General features: G+C 30.5%; 13 protein-coding genes and 2 pseudogenes. 13 read left to right on the top strand and 2 right to left on the bottom strand.

Annotated features, from left to right (window positions below):
- Positions 1-549: 549 nt before the first annotated feature.
- Both DPQ31_RS12075 and DPQ31_RS12070 read left to right on the top strand, forming a co-directional pair.
- Positions 550-1,728 carry an FtsW/RodA/SpoVE family cell cycle protein gene (locus DPQ31_RS12075; RefSeq protein WP_208731939.1) on the top strand — a complete coding sequence of 393 codons (1,179 nt, stop codon included), beginning with the start codon at positions 550-552 and terminating at the stop codon, positions 1,726-1,728.
- 162 nt (positions 1,729-1,890) lie between these two features.
- Positions 1,891-2,127: pseudogene (locus DPQ31_RS12070) on the top strand (ATPase); the annotation flags it as partial.
- Positions 2,128-2,418: 291 nt separating this feature from the next.
- Here the strand turns inward: DPQ31_RS12070 and DPQ31_RS12065 are convergent.
- Together DPQ31_RS12065 and DPQ31_RS12060 are read right to left on the bottom strand one after the other, a co-directional pair.
- On the bottom strand, positions 2,419-2,577 hold the full coding sequence (locus DPQ31_RS12065) for a Phr family secreted Rap phosphatase inhibitor (protein ID WP_000721407.1): 159 nt from the start codon (positions 2,575-2,577) through the stop codon (positions 2,419-2,421).
- The gene (locus DPQ31_RS12060; protein ID WP_208731938.1) at positions 2,577-3,677 is read right to left on the bottom strand and encodes a RapH N-terminal domain-containing protein; all 1,101 of its coding nucleotides are present in this window, start codon (positions 3,675-3,677) and stop codon (positions 2,577-2,579) included. Before DPQ31_RS12060 ends, DPQ31_RS12065 begins: the two co-directional genes overlap by 1 nt.
- Positions 3,678-4,047: 370 nt before the next feature.
- Here DPQ31_RS12060 and DPQ31_RS29685 point away from each other — a divergent pair, with 370 nt between their 5' ends.
- The 11 genes and pseudogenes from DPQ31_RS29685 to DPQ31_RS12010 form a co-directional block, all read left to right on the top strand.
- On the top strand, positions 4,048-4,266 hold the full coding sequence (locus DPQ31_RS29685) for a hypothetical protein (protein WP_315969884.1): 219 nt from the start codon (positions 4,048-4,050) through the stop codon (positions 4,264-4,266).
- Between the two features lie 437 nt (positions 4,267-4,703).
- Positions 4,704-5,303, top strand: coding sequence for a hypothetical protein (locus DPQ31_RS12055; RefSeq protein ID WP_049800275.1), 600 nt, complete (start codon positions 4,704-4,706; stop codon positions 5,301-5,303).
- Between the two features lie 160 nt (positions 5,304-5,463).
- Positions 5,464-5,691, top strand: coding sequence for a hypothetical protein (locus DPQ31_RS12050; RefSeq protein ID WP_088123153.1), 228 nt, complete (start codon positions 5,464-5,466; stop codon positions 5,689-5,691).
- Between the two features lie 361 nt (positions 5,692-6,052).
- Positions 6,053-6,374: pseudogene (locus tag DPQ31_RS29680) on the top strand (VaFE repeat-containing surface-anchored protein); the annotation flags it as partial.
- Positions 6,375-6,479: 105 nt separating this feature from the next.
- Positions 6,480-7,400: an ABC transporter ATP-binding protein gene (locus DPQ31_RS12040; protein ID WP_088123155.1), complete on the top strand. Its 921-nt coding sequence runs from the start codon at positions 6,480-6,482 to the stop codon at positions 7,398-7,400.
- Entirely contained in the window at positions 7,393-8,130 is a 738-nt protein-coding gene (locus DPQ31_RS12035; RefSeq protein ID WP_000247702.1) for an ABC transporter permease, read from the top strand. Before DPQ31_RS12040 ends, DPQ31_RS12035 begins: the two co-directional genes overlap by 8 nt.
- A gap of 107 nt (positions 8,131-8,237) precedes the next feature.
- Positions 8,238-8,837 (top strand): undecaprenyl-diphosphatase, encoded by a 600-nt coding sequence (locus tag DPQ31_RS12030; RefSeq protein WP_097959233.1) that lies wholly within the window; start codon positions 8,238-8,240, stop codon positions 8,835-8,837.
- A gap of 801 nt (positions 8,838-9,638) precedes the next feature.
- The gene (locus DPQ31_RS12025; RefSeq protein WP_088123157.1) at positions 9,639-10,904 is read left to right on the top strand and encodes an MFS transporter; all 1,266 of its coding nucleotides are present in this window, start codon (positions 9,639-9,641) and stop codon (positions 10,902-10,904) included.
- Between the two features lie 44 nt (positions 10,905-10,948).
- A complete protein-coding gene (locus tag DPQ31_RS12020; RefSeq protein WP_208731936.1) occupies positions 10,949-11,668 on the top strand; it encodes a 4'-phosphopantetheinyl transferase family protein in 720 nt (239 codons plus the stop codon).
- On the top strand, positions 11,668-12,369 hold the full coding sequence (locus tag DPQ31_RS12015) for a thioesterase II family protein (protein WP_088123159.1): 702 nt from the start codon (positions 11,668-11,670) through the stop codon (positions 12,367-12,369). The genes DPQ31_RS12020 and DPQ31_RS12015 overlap by 1 nt, the downstream gene beginning before the upstream one ends.
- A 373-nt stretch (positions 12,370-12,742) precedes the next feature.
- Positions 12,743-20,291 (top strand): non-ribosomal peptide synthetase (locus tag DPQ31_RS12010; protein WP_208731935.1); only part of this gene is annotated, 7,549 nt, incomplete at its 3' end.

Raw genomic sequence — 20,291 nt, 5'->3', positions numbered from 1 at the left:
TGTCCGAAGCCAATTCATCTCCCACCTACTCACTTAGCGTTCCTTGAGGAAGGAGTCTTCTTGGCTAAAATGATAAAAACGATGTTACTTGCAATTGTGTTTGCTCAGAACCATTAATTTTTTGTCAATGTAGGCAGGCTCTTATGTGAGGTAACGTAAGAGCCTGTTTAAATGTACTACCTTTTTTTATGTACAATAAGAAATGATATAGACAGGGAGAGAAAATCCATGTCCACTAAATTAGTAAATTTACGTATTGATTTTGCTTTTAAACAGTTCTTTGGAACGAAAGGAAATGAGGAAGTTTTAAAGAAGAAAAGTAATTCGGGATAAAAAGGGCTTGTTCATTTTGGTTTAGGTAAAATTAAGATTTACTTATTATTACTTTAACTATTTAAAGTGAAACCTTAAGAGAAAGTTTAGATAAAATAAAATTTCGCGTTATAACATAATAATGTAATTTTTATTTGAATAACAAAAAATCTTATAAAAGGGGTACTAGTAATTATTATGGAGCGTGGAATTTATTGAGTACTACAGGAGGGTTTCATGAGTAAAATAATAGTATTATTAAGGAGTCTAGATAAAAAACTAATTTTAATTTTATGCATGTTTTGTATTATTAGTACCGCTGCAATTTATAGTAGTCAACAAACTGGTCAGTATGGAAGCACAAACTTTGCATTGCAGCAAGGTAGGAACTATATAATTGGTTTTGTACTGTTAATATTTGTTGCAAGTATTGATTGGGATCAATGGCAAAAGTTCTCTTGGCCATTGTATATTGTTGGTTCTGTGGCAATTGTTATATTAAAAATACTACCGGAGTCAACGTTTACTCCCGTTAAATTAGGAGCAAAAAGATGGTTTCAATTTCCTGTTATCGGTCAAATTCAACCATCGGAGTTTTTCAAAATTGCACTAATTATATTTGTCGCCAATTTAGTAGTGAATCATAACGCCAAATATATGATTCGGACATATAAAACTGATTTCATATTGGTCGGAAAAATTATGTTAGTTTCAATTCCTCCTATTTCTTTAGTATACAGCCAGCCAGATACAGGTATGGTGTTCTTATACGCAGCATCTATTGCATGTATTTTATTTATGTCAGGGATTCAAAAGAAATTAATTGCATTTTGTACAGTCATCCCGGTAACTATATTATCTACATTAATATTTATATATAAAAAATATCCAGATTTTTTCTTTAAAGAATTAGTTACTAGGTTAAAACCGCACCAACAATCACGCATTATAGGATGGCTAAATCCAGCTGAAAATGCAGATCAAGGATATCAAACGCAACAAGCTCTTTTAGCTGTTGGAAGTGGTGAATTACATGGAAAAGGATTCGGTCAAGGTAGTGTATATATTCCTGAAAAACATACTGATTTTATTTTTGCTACTATCGCTGAAGAAGGTGGATTTATAATAGCAGCTATTGTTGTATTGGTCTTGTTACTTCTTATATATCGAATAACTATAATTGCTTATTCAGCAGAGAATCTGTTTGGTACATTATTATGTGCTGGGACAAGTAGTGTTTTAACACTACAAATCTTCCAAAATATTGGTATGATTGTTGGGTTAATGCCGGTAAAAGGAATTGCACTACCTTTTTTATCATATGGAGGGAGTTCGCTATTTTCAAATATGATAATGATGGGGCTTATTTTATCGGTGCATAAAAATTATAAAAAATACATGTTTCAAGTTAATTAAAATTTAAAAATGTGTAGGTGTTTTTTGAAAATTTTAATTTTTTGAAATAAAAAGAAATAAGATGTAGTCTGGCTAAAAAACTTGAGGACACTAATTCATTAAAGCAGCCATAAAAGGTGTTTTAAGAATTGGTGTCCTCTTTATTTTGAAAAAGGAGATGGGGAAAACATGAGCCATGATTCCTCTTTCCGAACAGCATATGAAGCTCGAGAGAAACTACTTCTAGATGAACAAGCAAAGCTAGCGAATGCAGAACAAGAGGGTATGGAAAAAGGTATTGAGCAAGGTAAGATGCAAATGATTCGAGGGATACATGAAATTGGTGTACCGCTTGAAACTATTGCAAAAGCAAGTAAGTTAAGTCTGAAGGAAATAGAGCGTATCTTGAAGTTAAAATAAAAATATATGTGTCTACAGAACTCATGAGTAGAAAAAATTAGACGTTCATTATCATATTACGTCTAATCGTAAAGCATTGCTGAAGATTTTAGCAGTGCTTTTTCTCAATCAACTGTTTGATATTTTTCATTTTGCTCACAATTATATAGAAAAGTTGAAAGAAGAACGTGAATAGTCCGAAACAAATGTGTTTCGGACTATGGGTTCGATATTTTATCCATTTTATTCAACATTTTTTAAGGATTAAGAGGCTGAATTTTCTGATTTCTAAAGCGAGAAAAATGTATTACGTTAATCAATAGATACCCCGCTAGAGACAATCGGTTTTGTTGGTGCTGGCGTATCTCCACCATTAAACGAAGAGTTTTGTGATACATTTAAACTAATCATGCTACATGCTAATGCACTTACTACTACCATACTTAATAACACTTTTTTTATTTTTTTCATTACTTTAACGCTCCTTTTCTCAAATGTTTCTTATCAGCATTATTGCTAATATAGAAATATTTGCTCGCTTTAACATGATTATTTGCCTCGTAAAATTGGAGTGCTAAAATCTCTGCATATTCTTTTACGCAATCCCACATGTCCTCTTTTTCAAAATAAGAAATTGCATCAGTAACTACTTTTTCTAGTTTAAGTCTAGGTAGTTCTGTGATTAGTTCATTTAAAACTGCGAAACGATGCTTATATTCCTCATTTCCTGATTCATTTGTATACTTCATTCCTTGCTCGATATATGCTTTTGCTGTTTCAACGCCTTCTAATTTATAATATGCTCTTGCTAAGACAAATAATGCTTTAAAATGGTTCGGTATGGTATTTATAATTTCAGAACTCTGTCTAATCGCCAATGGATATAAATCTTGAATATTATATAACCAGCCTAAATTGGATCGTACTCGTAATAATAATTGTTCTTCATCATACTTCTTAAAAACATCAATAACCGTATTGAGACATTCTTCCGCTCTTTCAAATTCTCTTAGATCTATACAAGCCAGTCCATATACATTGTCGCATAAAGCAATATTAATTTCATAGCCTACATGATTCCGGTATATTTCTTTGGCTTTTACTACATGTTGAATCGCTTCAAATGGTTGATAAGATTGATAACAGTAAGTTGAAAATCTATACTCAAACTCGGCTTTTTCTACTTCATCATGTATATCAATTAAAAGTTCTTTTGCCTTTTCATAGTGTGTTTTCGCTTCAGTATAATTTGCTAAAATTGTAGAGTGAATTGCCTTAAAAAAATAATAATAGTAAGCTAAAAATGAAAATTCTTCTTTGATATTAGGGAGTTTTTCTATTTGATTAAAAGAATCTTTTGTAATACTCATTCCATCTACCAAGACTTTATATCTAAAATTCAGTAGGGAATAATAGAATGATACATATTGGTCTGTTTCTATTTCCTTTAAACGTTCTTTTACTTGTAGATATGTCTGTTTTGCTTCTTTTACATGATATAAACGCATTTCTTCATACCATTCATGTAATAATTCCATCAATTGCTTATTACTTTTTTCTTGAACAGTCATAATATCCCCCATTTCTCTGTAAAGGCTTATTCTGATAATAACAGGAAATAGATACATTATATTTAACTACGATTTTTTTCACTAATATACAGAATTTTCTGAATTATAATAATGTCCATGCTTTTAAATTTGAAAAAGTATAGTTAAGGCAGTACAAGTTTTGTTAATGCTTTTTTAGATTTTGGTTTATTAACAGTTCTCTATTGAATACTTCTTATAAGCGGTGGCGTAGCACTATAGTAGAAAAAGAGAGAGCTTATACTATTATGGTATTGAGAAATATATAGGGCTTATTAAGCTTCAAGGGATTCCTCGAAAATAAATAGAAGTATATCCATATCTATTTACATTGAAGAGGGAGCGTTAGTTTATGATAAGTTTTGGGATTAATTTACGCCATATTATTAGTTATACACAAAAGAGTAGGAATCTTAATAATATACGGATTTTAAGTAAGTTCGGTATAAGATTATTTGATATATTGGGAGAACCATTACCTGTATCAGATGTTAATCGAGAATTAGTAACGGCATTAAAACGCCAAGACATAAATACGCAAAGATATATATTAAGTCATTTACAAGGTTAGAAAAACCGATATTATGCTGCGTTTTTTCAAACGTACGTTCTTCCTGATAAACCAAGAAGCTATCATCGAAAGTTTGTGAAATTTTATTTTCTTAAATCGAGTGAATTAAGTTGTAATATTTTAATGCGGTACTATAGTTTGTATCACCATGAAATGTATAAACCTCGTCTATATCAATAAAAATAGAATAAAGAATATGTAATGAAGTACCCATCCAATTATTATGTGTATCACAATTGGATGGGTATTTTTTTACTTATTCCCAAATAGGGACAAAGCTAAATGCAATGGATAGTCATCAAAACGCGAGTGTACAAATGTAACAAATGAAATTTCTATTCATAAATGTGTTTCTTCTATTTAATCAAATATGATTTAATACTTTCTTAGTTTTGGTTAGGGAAATTTATATACTTAAAGTAAAGGGCTTAATTTCAATTAAGGGGGAAGATAATTTGGAGGTGTATAATTCAGCTGCTCCTGCACAAACAAATAATGAAGAGTTACCATTCGATATTTCTTGGATGACCGATTGGATTGTAGACTGGTTTGGTTCTTTGTTTAATGGCGGCAGTGATGTAATAAAAGATGGGGGAGATAAAATAGATGGTGCAGTCCATGCGAGTGTGCCTGCATTCTTTGATGTTATTTTCCTTATACTTTCTGTAGTAATTTTAATATCATTATTAGTTTTTGGGGCTTCTTTATGGTTTAAACATATAAAGTGGAAAAAAAGATCTATATATTTTGGAGTAGGTTCATTTATTCTCATTCTTTTAATTAGGATTCTACCAGTGTTAATGTTGACGACACGTTCTTTTGATTTTCAAACCTTTATGAGTAATATGGTGGGCTTAATTACTTCTATAATTTTAGGAACAGCTGTATTAATGTTTTTGATATCCTTAGCATTAGGTATGCTTTATAAGAAGTTTGAACATCCCAAATATGGAAAATGGAGTTCAAGTTTGAGATATAGTTCAATTTTTATATTTGTAATGACATTGTTAGTACCGGCCTTACTGCGTCATTTATAATCTTTGTTTATATAGGAGAAGGAGGAATAGTGCAGGTAATTTCTATAATGTTTCTGTGTAATTATGCTAGTGCTCGTTCTCCTCTAGATTTCTGAGTTAAGTCTAATACATTAAAAAGAATTTTGTTATATGAAGTTTTGGCAAAGGGGGAGAGGTACTAGTGACTACTTTTGTTGTGATGGTGAGTATATTCTTAATTCTGTTTGTAATTGGTCCTAAAGCGACTAAGAGAAAAGAAGAAAGAGATAGAATTGAAAAAGAACATAAAGAGAAAATAGAGGATTTAGAGGAAGAAAAGATTGAATTAGATATTAATGGGACTAAAGTACGGTTACACAAGAAGCCAAAGCTAAAGAAAAGTATATATAAAATAAAGGATAACAGGTAATTACTCAGTTTTTTCATTTTAGCCAATTCATCTCCCACCTACTCACTTTGCGTTCCTTGAGGAAGAGGTCTTCTTGGCTAAAATGATAAATAAAAAATACGTGAGTCGTAACTGCCGCTGTTTTAGGAGGAATTCAAGACACCAAAAGGACGCGTATTGGTAAGCAGGTTCAAAAATAGTATATGTGATAAGAAAAAGTCCTATACAAAAAAATTACTGTAAACAAAGCCTATGTGTATGTGAAATAAAGAAGAGCCGTTCTATTTGGAGGGCTCTTCTCGTTTGAAGAATTAATATTAAAATAGTCTATCCATTAAATTTTGAATATCATGTCTTCTTTTTTCTATTTTATTTTTATCAATTGTATACTAATTACCCTCAATTATTAATTGAGGGTAAAGAAGTAACTGTAGAGACTAAGTTTACTGAAAAAGAAAAAAGGTTTTGTAAAGCTAGCCATTACTTTCGTTGATACTAAACAGCAAGAAAGAGAAATAGTAGTGTTTGAAGACTTATTACATAAAAGTCAAGTGATTGTAACATACCCTGACATTAATCAGATTTGGAAAAAGAAAAACAAATTTGCACACTATACTTGGGATCTAGATGAGACTTATATTAAAGTCAAAGGAGAGTTGGGTTATCTTTATTGTACAATGGAGCAAGATGGAGTTAATGATGACTAGTTAATTTCATAATTAAGAAATAGTTAAGAAATAGTTAAGCCCGGTTTAAAATTTGCTTTCTATACTAAAAACATAAGCATACAAGAAAGTTGGTGTTCTTACATGAGTGCAATAATAAAAACTACAAATTTAACAAAGATTTATGGCAATCAGAAATCAGTTGATAATCTTAATATAACCGTAAATCAAGGAGAAATTTACGGCTTTTTAGGTCGAAATGGTGCAGGGAAGACGACTACAATTAGAATGTTATTAGGATTGATAAAGCCCACCCATGGAAAGATTGAAATATTTGGAGAAGATTTATTTAAAAATCAAAAAGAAATCCTTAAAAGAATTGGGTCTATTGTTGAAATTCCTGGATTTTATGAGAATCTTACAGCACGGGAAAATCTACTAATTAATGCAAAAATTATTGGGATACACAAAAAAAATGCAATTGATGAAGCGTTAGAAATCGTGGGATTGCAACATGAAACTAAAAAGCTTGTGGGTAAATATTCTTTAGGGATGAAGCAAAGATTAGGGATTGCTAGATCTCTTCTTCATTACCCAGAATTATTAATATTAGATGAGCCTACTAATGGTTTGGATCCAATAGGAATTAAGGAAATTAGAAGATTGATACAAAATTTGGCTAAAGAAAGAAAAATTACTTTATTAATATCCAGCCACATTTTATCGGAAATAGAACAGTTAGTAGATCATATGGGGATTATTCATGAAGGCAAGCTCTTAGAGGAAATCGAATTTAACAGCCTTAGAAAAAAGAATCGTAAATATATTGAGTTTCAAGTATCGAATGACAATAAAGCTACAAAAATCTTAGAGAAGAACTTTGGCATTTTCGATTATGAAGTTCATAATGAGGGGATTATTCGCGTTTATTCTAAACTTGGGCAACAAGGAGATATTAATAAAATATTTGTACAAAATGATATTCAGGTTTTGAAAATTTTGATGAGTGAAGACAGATTAGAAGATTACTTCACAAAATTAGTTGGAGGTGGAACAATTGGTTAATCTGTTATATACAGAATTATTAAAGCTAAAACGATCCCATATGTTCTTAATTAGTATTCTCGGTGCATCGGTAGTACCTTTTATGGTAGTAGTAGCATCATTTGTAAGCTTAAAAACTAAACACCCTACTCCTACTATTGTATTTAGCCAATTGTTTGGTGAAGTAAATTTATATACTGTTCTAATAATAGGAGTACCACTATATGGGGTTGTAACCGCCTACCTATTTATTCGGGAATATACAGAAGATACATTAAAGAATTTATTAACCATACCTGTATCACGTATGAATTTTCTTATAAGTAAATTCTTGCTTCTATTTTCGTGGATTATGATGTTAACTTTTGTAGCATGGGGATTAACATTATTATTAGGGATAATATTTCAATTTGATGGACTAAGTTCATCCTTAATAAGGGAATCTTTTGTACAATTTTTGATAGGTGGATTGTTGCTTTTTATTTTATCAACACCAATCATACTTTTAACAATTGTACTTAAGAATTACGTACCGACCATTGTATTTACAGTTGTAATAACTATGATTAATTTAATGACAGCAAATTCAGAACATAGAGGATTGTTTCCATGGGCAGCAGCAGGTGATATTTCAAGAAATACGCTTCAGCCCACTTATCCTCCCGAGTACTCCTATATAGGTATATTCGGAACATCTATTATCGGATTAGTATTATTGATTTCATATTTTAAAAAGGTAGATATCCATTAAGAAAAATAAAATGGGACCATCTAAAACTATTAGGTAGTAACAAAAAGTAGATTAAAAAAATTATAATTAGTGTTTGATTTATATATATCGTAAGGAGGATTTTCAAAATGTCTTTTTCTCAATTCAATATTGATGCTTTTCGAGCCGTTAACGATTTAGGTAAACAGTACCCATTTCTCAATTCTACTATGACGTTCGTGGCAGAATATATGGTATATTTCTTAGCTTTAATTATTGTAGTGTATTGGTTTACTCGATCTAACCAAAATCGAATGATGGTTGTTCAAGCGATGATTGCTTTTGTGATTGCTGAGGTTATCGGGAAAATAGCAGGAAAGTTTCATTCAAATTATCAACCATTTGCAGAGTTACCCAATGTTAATAAATTGGTAGAGCATGCTGTTGATAATTCATTTCCAAGTGACCATACAATCTTATTCTTTTCAATTTGTTTTTCATTTTGGCTTGTTCATAAAAAGATTGGTTGGCTATGGATTACACTTGCATTCTGTGTAGCCATTTCTCGTATCTGGGTAGGAGTTCATTATCCTTTCGATGTTATGACAGGTGCTATATTAGGGATTGCTTCAGCGATAATTGCTTATTGGTTAGTACCAAAAGTTACTTTCTTGAAAAGAATACTTTCTATATATGAAAAAGGGGAAAACTACATTTTACCTGCAAAAGATAAATCAAAAAATTTTTAAGGAAAAACATCTGAATTATAAGTAGCTTTTTGCTTATAGTGTTAATTTGATGTTAGGTAAAGATGCAACATTTCTAGGACAATTGAAGTGGCTTAAGCTTGCCACTTCAATTGTCCTAGAATAACTAAGTAAAAATATGGTTTATATATGTATCATAAATACGAATAACGTTTTATTGGTAAGAATTTACTTATCACATTTTTTTTTGGAAGACTAAACCTCATAGACATACCCCACATCATTTTCGCTTCAAAAATGAATTTCATACTTAAGTTAAAACAGTTACAAGGAATAGGATAACATTTGTGTTCATTTCTTTTTGTAATAATTGTGGATATACATAATTATTTTTTGGAAAACAATTTACAGTAATATTACGTTTTTTAGAGGGGAAATCAAGTTGTCAAAATCACTAATAAATATAATTTATTAGTGATTTCAAAACTTGAGAAAATAATTCGTTTATTATTTTGATTACAATATAAGGTAGTATTAGAATGTAGCGTGGAAAGGTAGAGAAAATAAACTGCATATCAAAAGGAGGATGCTTTTGGATAGTTATGTTTGGATTATGAATATCAGAATAAAAATCTATACAATTTAATGAGTGGTAGTGTACATTTGGACGTGTAATTCGCGATAGAAATCCTAGTGGCAAATTATATCTTAAAGCAGTGTGTTAGGCTCTAACCACAGGAACTGCGATGAACGTTAGGGATTTAGATATTCTACGTTTCAAACATAGTAAAGTCGTTAAATTCTGAATAATTCAAATTAAGTCAAATTAAATGGGGAGTCCTTATGAAGAAACTTTTAGTTATATTTCAAAATGGGAATTACTCGAGGCTGTTTTTTGCATCTTTTACTTCACAAATGGGTAGTACAATCGGTTTAACTGCACTTATGTTTTATTTTTTAAATCGTTTTTCGCACCAACCTGCATATGCTACTATTACGGAGCTGATGTTGTCTTTGCCCACATTAGTAGTATTTTTTCTTGTTGGTGTAGTTACTGATAGGATTGATCGACAAAAAATAGCTCAAAATTGTGATTGGATCTGTTTTATATTATCGCTCTTATTATTGTGGTCTCTTTTTCTAAACTGGATGCCAGTAGCATTTGCACTGTTATTTTTAAGAAGCATGGTAAAGAGCTTTTTTACACCTGCACAATCATCCCTTGTACAAGGTGTTTTAACAAGAGATGACTATGCAACTGCAGTTGGTTTGAATCAGATGATTTCAAGTTTGTTTATGCTTTTTGGTAGTGGTATCGGGATTTATTGTTATTGGGTAATCGGTATTTATGGTGCAATCTTAATTGATGCAATTAGTTTTTTTATTAGTGCTCTTCTTATAAAATCTTGTAGAATGTCAGAAGAAATTCGTATGCCAAACGGAAAACATAATATCAAGGATTTGAACATTTCAATTGTAATGAAGGATTTTGTGAAGGGAATACGATATATTTTGAACCACAACTTGTTACTTACACTTATCTCCGGATTTATAGTTTTCGGAATTTTAAATGGAGGGCTCTCAGTGATGCAGGTATTTATTTTAAAATACAAACTAGCCCCAAGAAACTATGAAGAAGTTTCAATTATATTAAGTATAGTCTTTGGTATAGGAATTTTACTTGGTAGTGTTATAGCATCTATACTTTCTCAAAAAATAAAGCTTTATCATTTACTAATTTTAGCTTTGTTTATTGGAGGAGGGGCGACTATTTTGAGTTCATTAGTCAATACAGTTTGGCTGTATGTTATTTGTACTGGTATAGTTGCCCTAGCACTTCCAATGATTAATGTAGCTATTGGAGGTTGGATTCCGAAAATAGTAAATCCAAAAATGATGGGGAGAGTACACGGGTGTATTAATCCTTTGATGATGCTCTCACAGTCACTAACCTTACTTTTTATTGCCGGATTTTACCCAGGTATTCTTGCAGTTGAAACTCTTTTTTGGATAGTAGGCGGATGTTTAATATTTGTAGGAGTTTTTTACATGATTAGCATTCCACGATTAATGAAAGTAGAAAAATCAGTTAGCATAACGCTCGAATAATTGTAGTTGATCAATTAATTTAACTAGGATTTGTGAGGGGTTTTATGGAGATTTTTGTTGTCAAAATTAAAGATATAAATGATCAAAAATTAGAAAATATTTGTTCGTGGATAGATGAAGAGAAAAGATATAGAATAAAAAAATTTATTAATAAAAAAGATAAAATTAGAACCTTGATTGGTGAATTACTAGTAAGGACTCTAACAAATAAAAAGCTTAAAATCGGTAATGAAAGAATAGTATGGGGGAAAAATCACTATGGAAAACCTTATTTAAAGGGGTATCCGAATTATTACTTTAACATTTCACATTCGGGAGAATTTGTAGTATGTGCAATTAGTAATAACCCTGTTGGAATTGATATTGAACAAATAAAACAGATTGAATACAAAGAAATAGCAAAAAGTTTTTTCTGTGATAGTGAATATGCTTATATACAAAAAGGTGATGTTAATTATCAATTGAGGAAGTTTTATGAGGTATGGACATTGAAGGAGAGTTATATTAAATGCTATGGAAGCGGATTATCAATGTCACTAAAATCATTTTCTATTAATATAGATAGTCACAAAGATGTTCGTATACTTTCCGATAATGGAGAAAAAAGTAATTCTTATTCAATGGCGATTTTTGATATAGAGTTAGAATACAAAATGGCTGTATGTTCATTAAATGAAGAAATTTCTAGTAATATAACAGTGATTAACCAAGATATTATTATTAATGATTTTTACAAACTTTTATCAGATAGAGGTGCATTTTAATGATGTTATTTTGTTTGCCTTATGCAGGAGGATCCGAAGCGTTATATTATAAATGGGGTGATTATCTAACCCCATCTATAAATCTATGTCCAGTACTGTTAAAGGGAAGAGGGAAAAGATTTAATGAACCATTTTATAATAGCTTAGAAGAAGCGGTAGATGACATCTTTGATAATATTTGGGATAAAATAGGTGAGGAAGATTATGCAATTTATGGACATAGTATGGGGAGCCTATTAGCGTATGAATTATACTATAAAATAATAGGAATGGGATTGAAGAAACCCAAGCATATCTTTTTTTCCGGATACAAAGCACCGAGTGAAAGGGAAAAGAAGGAGATAACTTATAATTTACCAAATAACGAGTTTAAAAATAGAGTTATAGAATTAGGGGGAACACCAGAAGAATTAATTCGTAACGAAGAATTGTTCGAATTTTTCATTCCTTTACTAAAACATGATTTTAAAATAGTTGAAACATATGAATATAAAGAAAAAGCGGACAAAATCACATGCGATATTACTGTATTAAACGGAACAGAAGATTTAATTAGTCTAAAAGGCATAATTGGTTGGAAGAAGCATACTTGTGGAAATTTTAAGATTTATAATTTGGAAGGAAATCATTTCTTTATAAATAACAATGTGGAAAAAATTACAACAATAATAAATGATACGTTAACTGAGGTTTTAAATTAGATTCCTCTGCTATATACCAATAGTTATCCTTACTTATTTATTTTCTTAATTATGTGCTGTAGTAGCGTTATCTGTAACTTGATATGAGTTTTAATATTTGTCTTTAATTAAATTACTGCAAAAAATTTCTGATTATTTTAATTATTCAGCTAAATCTTTTTCATATGTTTTTTGCATGAAAATAAGGAAATTTTTCTCGTAGTAAGTTAAATTCTTTTATAGAATTCCTTTTATTAACTTATAAATAGGGGGGATTGTATACCTTGTTATGAACGATGAATTTTTTATTTAATTCATTCTCTATATTTTTAACAGTAATAAAATAATAAATAATTTTGGTAATGGATAATTACTAAAAAAGGGGAAATTCAATATGTCTATTAAGAATTCTGGTGAAATAAACAAGGATGGTATAAGAACTTACGATGAGATTACAGTAGCAGAGCAAGATATGATATTAAATAAATTCAATTCCACCAAAACCGAATATCCAAGAAATAAGCACATAAACCAGCTATTTGAAGAACAAGTGAAGAGAACACCTGAAAATATTGCAGTTGTGTTTAAAGATAAACAACTCACATACAGGGAACTTAACGAGAAATCCAATCAATTAGCAAGGATGTTAAGGAATAAGGGCGTTAATACAGATGCTATTATAGGATTAATGACTGATAGATCACTTGAAATGATAATTGGAATAATGGGTATTTTAAAATCTGGAGCAGCTTACCTCCCAATTGATCCTGATACTCCGAAAGCAAGAATTGATTATATGTTACGGGATAGTCATGCCATGATTTTATTGACTCAAGAGAAATTCATTAAGAAAATCGAATATGATTTAGAAATAATTAATTTGGACGATCTAGATTCAAGTGATTTAAGTACAGGTAATCTGAAACATGTAAATCGTTTTGATGATACAGCTTATATTATTTATACTTCGGGTTCTACTGGAATACCAAAGGGAGTTATCATTTCGCATTATAGTGCTATCAGAGTCGTTCGAAATACAAATTACATAGCAATAAAAAATAATGATACCATTCTGCAGCTTTCGAATTATTCTTTTGATGGATCAATTTTTGATATATATGGTGCTCTGTTAAATGGGGCGAAATTAGTAGTGATAGAAAAAGATACAGTCACGGATATAAATAAGCTTGGAAATATAATTAAGCAAGAAAACATAAACGTGATGTTTATTACAACTGCTTTATTTAATGCGCTTGTAGATATAAAAATAGATTGTTTAATTAATATAAGAAAAATATTATTTGGAGGAGAAAGAATTTCAGTTTCCCATGCAAGAAAAGCATTAGAATTTCTGGGGAAAGATAAACTCATTCATGTATACGGACCAACGGAAAGTACTGTTTTTGCCACATATTACTTTATAAATGAAATAGATGAGGATGTTAACACTCTACCCATAGGTAAACCGTTAGCAAATACTTCAGTTTATATAGTAGATGAAGAGAAAAATTTACTTCCTATTGGTGAACCTGGAGAACTTTGTATTTCTGGTGATGGATTAACTAAAGGGTACTTAAATAATGAGCAGTTAACATTAGAGAAATTCGTTAAAAACCCATTTGCAGAAGGAGAGCGTTTATACCACACAGGAGATTTGGCTAGGTGGTTACCTGATGGGAATATTGAATTTATAGGAAGAATTGACCATCAAGTAAAGGTTCGGGGATTTAGGATTGAACTTGGAGAGATAGAGAGTCAGTTATTAAAGCATCCAAATGTAAAAGAAACTGTAGTTGTAGCAAGAGAAGAAAAGGACAAGAGCAATTATATTTGTGCATATCTAACATTAGTGGGAAAAGTTACTGTTGAAGAATTAAGAAGATTTTTAGGTGAAAAATTACCTGATTATATGATTCCTACTTATTTTCTTAAGTTAGATAAAATGCCGTTAACAGCAAATGGAAAAATAGATAAAAAGTCTTTACCTGAACCAGATCGAAGTTTTAATACCGAGGTTGAATATGAGGAACCAAGAAATGAGATTGAAAAACAGCTCATTTTAATGTGGCAGGAAACTTTGAATATAAATAAAGTTGGTATTAATGACAGTTTTGCAATTCTTGGTGGGCATTCGATAAATGCAATGGAGCTTTTATCTAAAATGAATGAAAGGTTAAGTGTTGATTTACCATTAAAAGAACTGTTTAGATTATCTACAATAAAGAAAATAAGTGCTTACATCGAAACAAACAAGGGAGAAATTATAGAGAACCAACAATTTACAAAAACTACAGATTTAAAGAATTTACATGAACCTTTCCCACTTACAGGTATACAATTAGCCTATTTAATAGGTAGAGATCCGGCTTTTGAAATTGGTGGCGCAGCTACAAATTTAACGGTTGAATTTGAAATAGATATTAATATAGATAGGTTTAATAGTGCATTACAAAAATTAATTAATAGACATCCAATACTAAGAACAATAGTTTTTGAAAATGGAACACAAAGAATCTTAGAAGGAGAACTTCTTTATTCTGTAGACACAGTAGATGTAAGGAATTTAAATCAAGAAGATATAATGATACGTATATTGGAACAAAGACAAAAAATGATAGCTAAAATCATAGATCCAAGTACTTGGCCATTATTTGAGATAAAAGCATTTATATTACCCAATAACCAAAAATATTTTTGGTTAAATATAGATCCGCTAATTTGTGATGACAGTAGCATGAAAATATTAATCAAGGAATTTAAAATGTTTTACAATCAGCCAAGTCTGCAGCTGCCTGACCTGGAGTATAATTTTAGAGACTATGTTTTAGCAACCAAGGAATTTAGGCAATCTAATCGATATAAAAAAGATGAGAAGTACTGGTTAAATAAATTGGATAATTTCCCAAGTGCACCAGCATTGCCTTTAAAATGCAACCCATTAGAAATTGAGAAACCTACATTCGATAAATGTTCGGAATTTTTAGAACGTGAAACATGGAATAAATTAAAACAAAAAGCAAGAGAAAAAAATCTTACCCCTACATCGGTTTTATGTGCTGCATATGCTTATGTCTTAGCATATTGGAGTAATCAGAGTCAATTTGCAGTAAATTTAACTGTTTTTAATCGGATACCGTTTCATCAAGACGTAAAAAAAATCATTGGAGATTTCACAACTCTAATGTTATTAGATATTAATGCGAAAGATAGTATTGAGTCATTTTGGAAATTTGCTGCGAAGGTACAGGATACATTGTTAGAAGCTCTTGAACATAGACATTATGATGGTGTGGATTTTATAAGAGCTATTGGGAAAAAACATAGAATGGTTAATCAAGCTATAATGCCTATTGTCTTCACAAGTGTATTGAGTGAGGACTCAGATGATTCATTTGATCATTTGATAGACTTTGAAAAAATTAAATTTTTTAGTACAAGAACATCCCAAGTTTATATAGATAACCAAGTTTATGAATTAAATGGAGGTTTATATATTACATGGGATTACGTTGAACAATTATTTGAGATCAATGTTATTAAATCAATGTTTGAACAATATATAAATGTATTAAATCAGGTTATATTTAATGATCAAGTGTCAGGTATTAACCTTAGTGAGAATAGCATAAAAGTTATTGAAACCTATAATGATACAAACAAAAAGTTTGATAAGTGTACTTTACATGAAATGTTTGTGAATCGAGCAAAACTAGTACCAGATAAGGTAGCTGTAATTCATCATGATGATTCGATAACTTATAAAGAACTAAATGAAAAATCGAATCAAATTGCAAGATACTTAATGGATAAGGGAGTTAGAAAAGGTGATTACATTGGTGTGATAGGTAAGCGATGTATAGATACCATTATAAATTTGTTTGCTGTTTTAAAGGCTGGAGCAGCATATATACCGCTGGATCCTGATTATCCTGAAGAAAGAAAAGAATATATAAAAAAGAAAAGTAATTGTAAGTTCTTTATAACACCTTCTACCTATAAAGATGAAAATATTAGGGAATATTCTAGTGATGAAGTCAATATAAAAGTAGATGAAACAGATATGGCATATGTTATTTTTACTTCTGGTAGTACAGGAAAACCTAAAGGAGTTCAAATAACTCATGGTGCAGCAACAAATACAATTATAGATATTAACGAAAAATTCTGTGTGACAGAAAATGATAAAATTATGGGGATTTCTTCACTGTGCTTTGATTTGTCAGTTTATGATGTTTTTGGTGCATTGAGCTGTGGAGCGGCTCTTGTAATTATAGATGATCAAAGGGATGTATATAACTTAAAAAGAGTTGTAAAGAAAGAAGGAATCACAATTTGGAACTCAGTTCCAGCAATTATGGAACTGACAGTGGACTTATATAATGATAGTGAACAGGATGATAGTCTAAGGCTTGTATTGCTTAGTGGGGACTGGATACCGCTGGAACTTCCTCAGAAGATAAAGAAAACTTTCAAAAATGCGGAAGTTATTAGCTTAGGTGGAGCAACTGAGGGGTCAATATGGTCCATATATTACCCTATTAAGGAAATTAAGGGTGATTGGAAAAGCATACCATATGGAATGCCGTTGGCTAACCAGAAAATTTATGTATTAAATCAAAACAAGCAATTGTGTCCCGTGGATGTAGAGGGAGAATTGTACATTGGTGGAGTGGGAGTAGCAAGTGGGTATATAAATGATATTGAAAAAACTAAGATGTCATTTATTTTGCACGAAGAATTAGGATATATTTATAAAACTGGTGATTATGGCGTGTTAAAAGAGGACGGATATGTCGAATTTTTAGGAAGAAAAGACAGTCAAGTTAAGATAAGGGGATATAGGGTAGAATTAGGGGAAATTGAAAATTGTATAATCAAATATAAAGGTGTAAATAAAACAGTAGTAATTGACTATACAAACGATAATAAAGTGAAAAGCCTATATGCTTTTGTAGTTTCAGATGAAGACATAAACCCAAATGAACTAAAACAATATTTGCAAAATCAGCTCCCGAATTATATGATTCCATCAAGATTTTTCAAAATAGATGAAATACCATTGACTGTAAATGGGAAAGTAAATAAGAGTATTTTGGGGGAGTTAATAAAAAATCATGAACTAGATGAAGTTGCAGCAACTAAATGTGAAGAAGCAGAAAATGAAACTCAAGCCCAAATATTAGATATATGGAAAGATGTATTCGGAATAGAAAACATAGGAATAGATACTAATTACTATGAAATAGGCGGAGATTCATTAAAAGCGATATCGATTGTTACTGAAATTAAAAAGAGAATGAATATAGAGGTGCCGATAGGAGAAATATTTAAAAATGATACTATAAAGGTATTAGATCAATATTTGAAAAATAGCCAAGACAATCATAGGGGAAATATGATTGAAAGGATATCGAAAAAGGATTATTATGCCACATCGCCTTCTCAAAAACGAATGTACATGCTTTCTATGATGGAAAATAATAGAGGAGCATATCATATTCCTATGGCGTTACTTGTTGAAGGTGAAATGGAATGTAATAGACTTGAAAATGCATTTAGAAAATTTATAGATAGACATGAAATCCTGAGAACAGGATTTGAAGTATTAGATAATGAATTAGTTCAAAGGGTTTATGATAAAGTTGATTTTGATTTGGAATACCAATGTTTAGATATAGTTGTAACAGATAATGAAGGTTTAAGAGATTTAACTAGCAAAATGTGTAAGGAATCAACAAAGCCTTTTGATTTAAGTAAGCCATCATTAATGAGAGCTAAACTAATTAAAATCGGAGTAGAGAAGCATATATTGGTTGTTAACTTCCATCACATAATAGCAGATGGGGTATCACAAGGAATATTTATGAATGAAATACTCGATTTATATAACAATCTTGATTTACCTAAGATAAATATACAATACAAGGATTATGTAGAATGGAATAATACGTATAATCAATCTAATGCTATAAAAAAACAAGAGCAATATTGGCTGAATTTATACAGTCATCTGCCATCTAAATTAGAATTACCTTATGATTATAGAAAAGAAAATATAGATACCTTTGCAGGAGAAAATGTATACTTTCATATAGGAAAAGAGTTATCTGAACAGATAAGAAGGGTAGCTAAGGATACAGGATCGACTTTATATATGCTTATGCTTAGCGCTTATCATATATTACTTCACAAATATACGGGAAAAACTGATATTGTTGTCGGAACAGCAGCATCAGGTAGGTTACATCAAGATTTACAAAATATTTTTGGTGTGTTCGTCAACACTATTGCTTTAAGAAACAATATAGATGCTACAAAAAGTTTTAAAGAAATTTTGGAACAGGTAAAAGAAAATACAATTACAGCATTTGAAAACTCAGAGTATCAGTTTGACGAACTAATTCGTAGTATAGACTATGAAAGAGACTCTAATAGAAACCCTTTATTTGATACCATGTTTGTATTGGAAGACGCTAAATTATTTACTAAGAAGCAAGGTGCTTTAAATCTTAGTCCAATAATATTTGAATTAGATAATGCAAAATTCGATATCACTTTTAATATTTTAGATTATGACGATGAGATTGTGTTAAATGTCGAATATAGTACTGGATTATTCGAAAGAGACACAATATTAAGAATGACAGAAAATTATATTAATATTCTAAGGGAAATATCAAGGAATCTTTCGATGAGTGTAAATAAAATAGATATGATTCCACAAGAAGAAAAGCGCTTTTTATTGTATGAACATAACGATACAAATGTAGATTTCTCTAAAAACCAGTTAATACACAAGTTATTTGAAGAACAAGTAGAACGAACGCCAGATAGCATTGCAGTTGTTTTTGAAGATAAGAAATTGTCATATAGGGAGTTAAATGAAAAATCTAATCAATTGGCAAGAGCGTTAAGAGAAAATGGTGTTGGTTCTGATAAAATAGTAGGAATATTATTAGAACGTTCAGTTGATGTGATTGTGGGAATTATGGGGATTTTAAAAGCTGGTGGTGCGTATTTACCAATTGATCCTACATATCCTATAGATAGGATTAAATATATACTTCAAGATAGTCAAACTGAAATATTATTGACCCAGGATAAATTAATTAATTTAGTTGATTGTACAGAAGTTGATGATATTAGCATTATTAATATTCATAATGAGCATTTGTTTAAATACGAAACCGAGAACTTACGTATTGATAGCAGCAGTAAAGATTTAGTCTATGTCATTTATACATCTGGTTCTACTGGAAAGCCAAAAGGAGTTATGGTGGAGCATCATTCATTGGTGAACTTATGTAATTGGCATAATTCCTTCAATGAAATAAGTGAAACCGATAAAAATGCCAGTTATGCAAGTATAAGTTTTGATGCATTTGCTTGGGAAGTATTTCCTTATATCATAGCGGGTTCAGAGATTCATATTATAAATGATAATTTTAAATTAGATATTACGAAATTAAACAAATATTTTATTGAAAAAGAGATTACAATAAGCTTTTTACCTACACAAGTATGTGAACAATTTTTAATGCTTGAGAATACATCTTTAAGGAGATTATTAACAGGTGGAGATAAACTAAATTATTTTGAAAATAAAAGTTACCAGATTGTTAATAACTATGGTCCTACAGAGAATTCAGTAGTAACAACAAGCTTTATTATAGAAAATTCTTATGACAATATACCAATAGGAAAACCAATTTGTAATACAAAAGTCTTTATTTTAAACGAATCTAATGGGCTTTGTCCATTGGGAGTGCCAGGCGAGCTTTGTATCAGTGGAGAAGGTTTGGCCCGTGGTTATTTAAATAGACCAGAGCTCACAGCAGAAAAATTCATTCCAAATCCTTTCATTCCAGGAGAGAGAATGTATCGAACAGGAGACCTTGTGAGAATGTTACCTGATGGAAATATTGAGTTTTTAGGAAGAATTG

It is taken from the genome of Bacillus sp. COPE52 (genome assembly GCF_003355115.1).
Taxonomy (GTDB): Bacteria; Bacillota; Bacilli; order Bacillales; family Bacillaceae_G; genus Bacillus_A; species Bacillus_A toyonensis.
The sequence above is the reverse complement of the archived record's forward strand: the minus strand, read 5'-3'. Positions and strand labels throughout refer to the sequence as shown.

Coding starts and splice junctions, on each gene's coding strand:
- DPQ31_RS12075 (WP_208731939.1), top strand. CDS start 550: ATGAGTAAAATAATAGTATTATTAAGGAGTCTAGATAAAAAACTAATT.
- DPQ31_RS12065 (WP_000721407.1), bottom strand. CDS start 2,577: ATGAAAAAAATAAAAAAAGTGTTATTAAGTATGGTAGTAGTAAGTGCA.
- DPQ31_RS12060 (WP_208731938.1), bottom strand. CDS start 3,677: ATGACTGTTCAAGAAAAAAGTAATAAGCAATTGATGGAATTATTACAT.
- DPQ31_RS29685 (WP_315969884.1), top strand. CDS start 4,048: ATGATAAGTTTTGGGATTAATTTACGCCATATTATTAGTTATACACAA.
- DPQ31_RS12040 (WP_088123155.1), top strand. CDS start 6,480: ATGAGTGCAATAATAAAAACTACAAATTTAACAAAGATTTATGGCAAT.
- DPQ31_RS12030 (WP_097959233.1), top strand. CDS start 8,238: ATGTCTTTTTCTCAATTCAATATTGATGCTTTTCGAGCCGTTAACGAT.
- DPQ31_RS12025 (WP_088123157.1), top strand. CDS start 9,639: ATGAAGAAACTTTTAGTTATATTTCAAAATGGGAATTACTCGAGGCTG.
- DPQ31_RS12020 (WP_208731936.1), top strand. CDS start 10,949: ATGGAGATTTTTGTTGTCAAAATTAAAGATATAAATGATCAAAAATTA.
- DPQ31_RS12015 (WP_088123159.1), top strand. CDS start 11,668: ATGATGTTATTTTGTTTGCCTTATGCAGGAGGATCCGAAGCGTTATAT.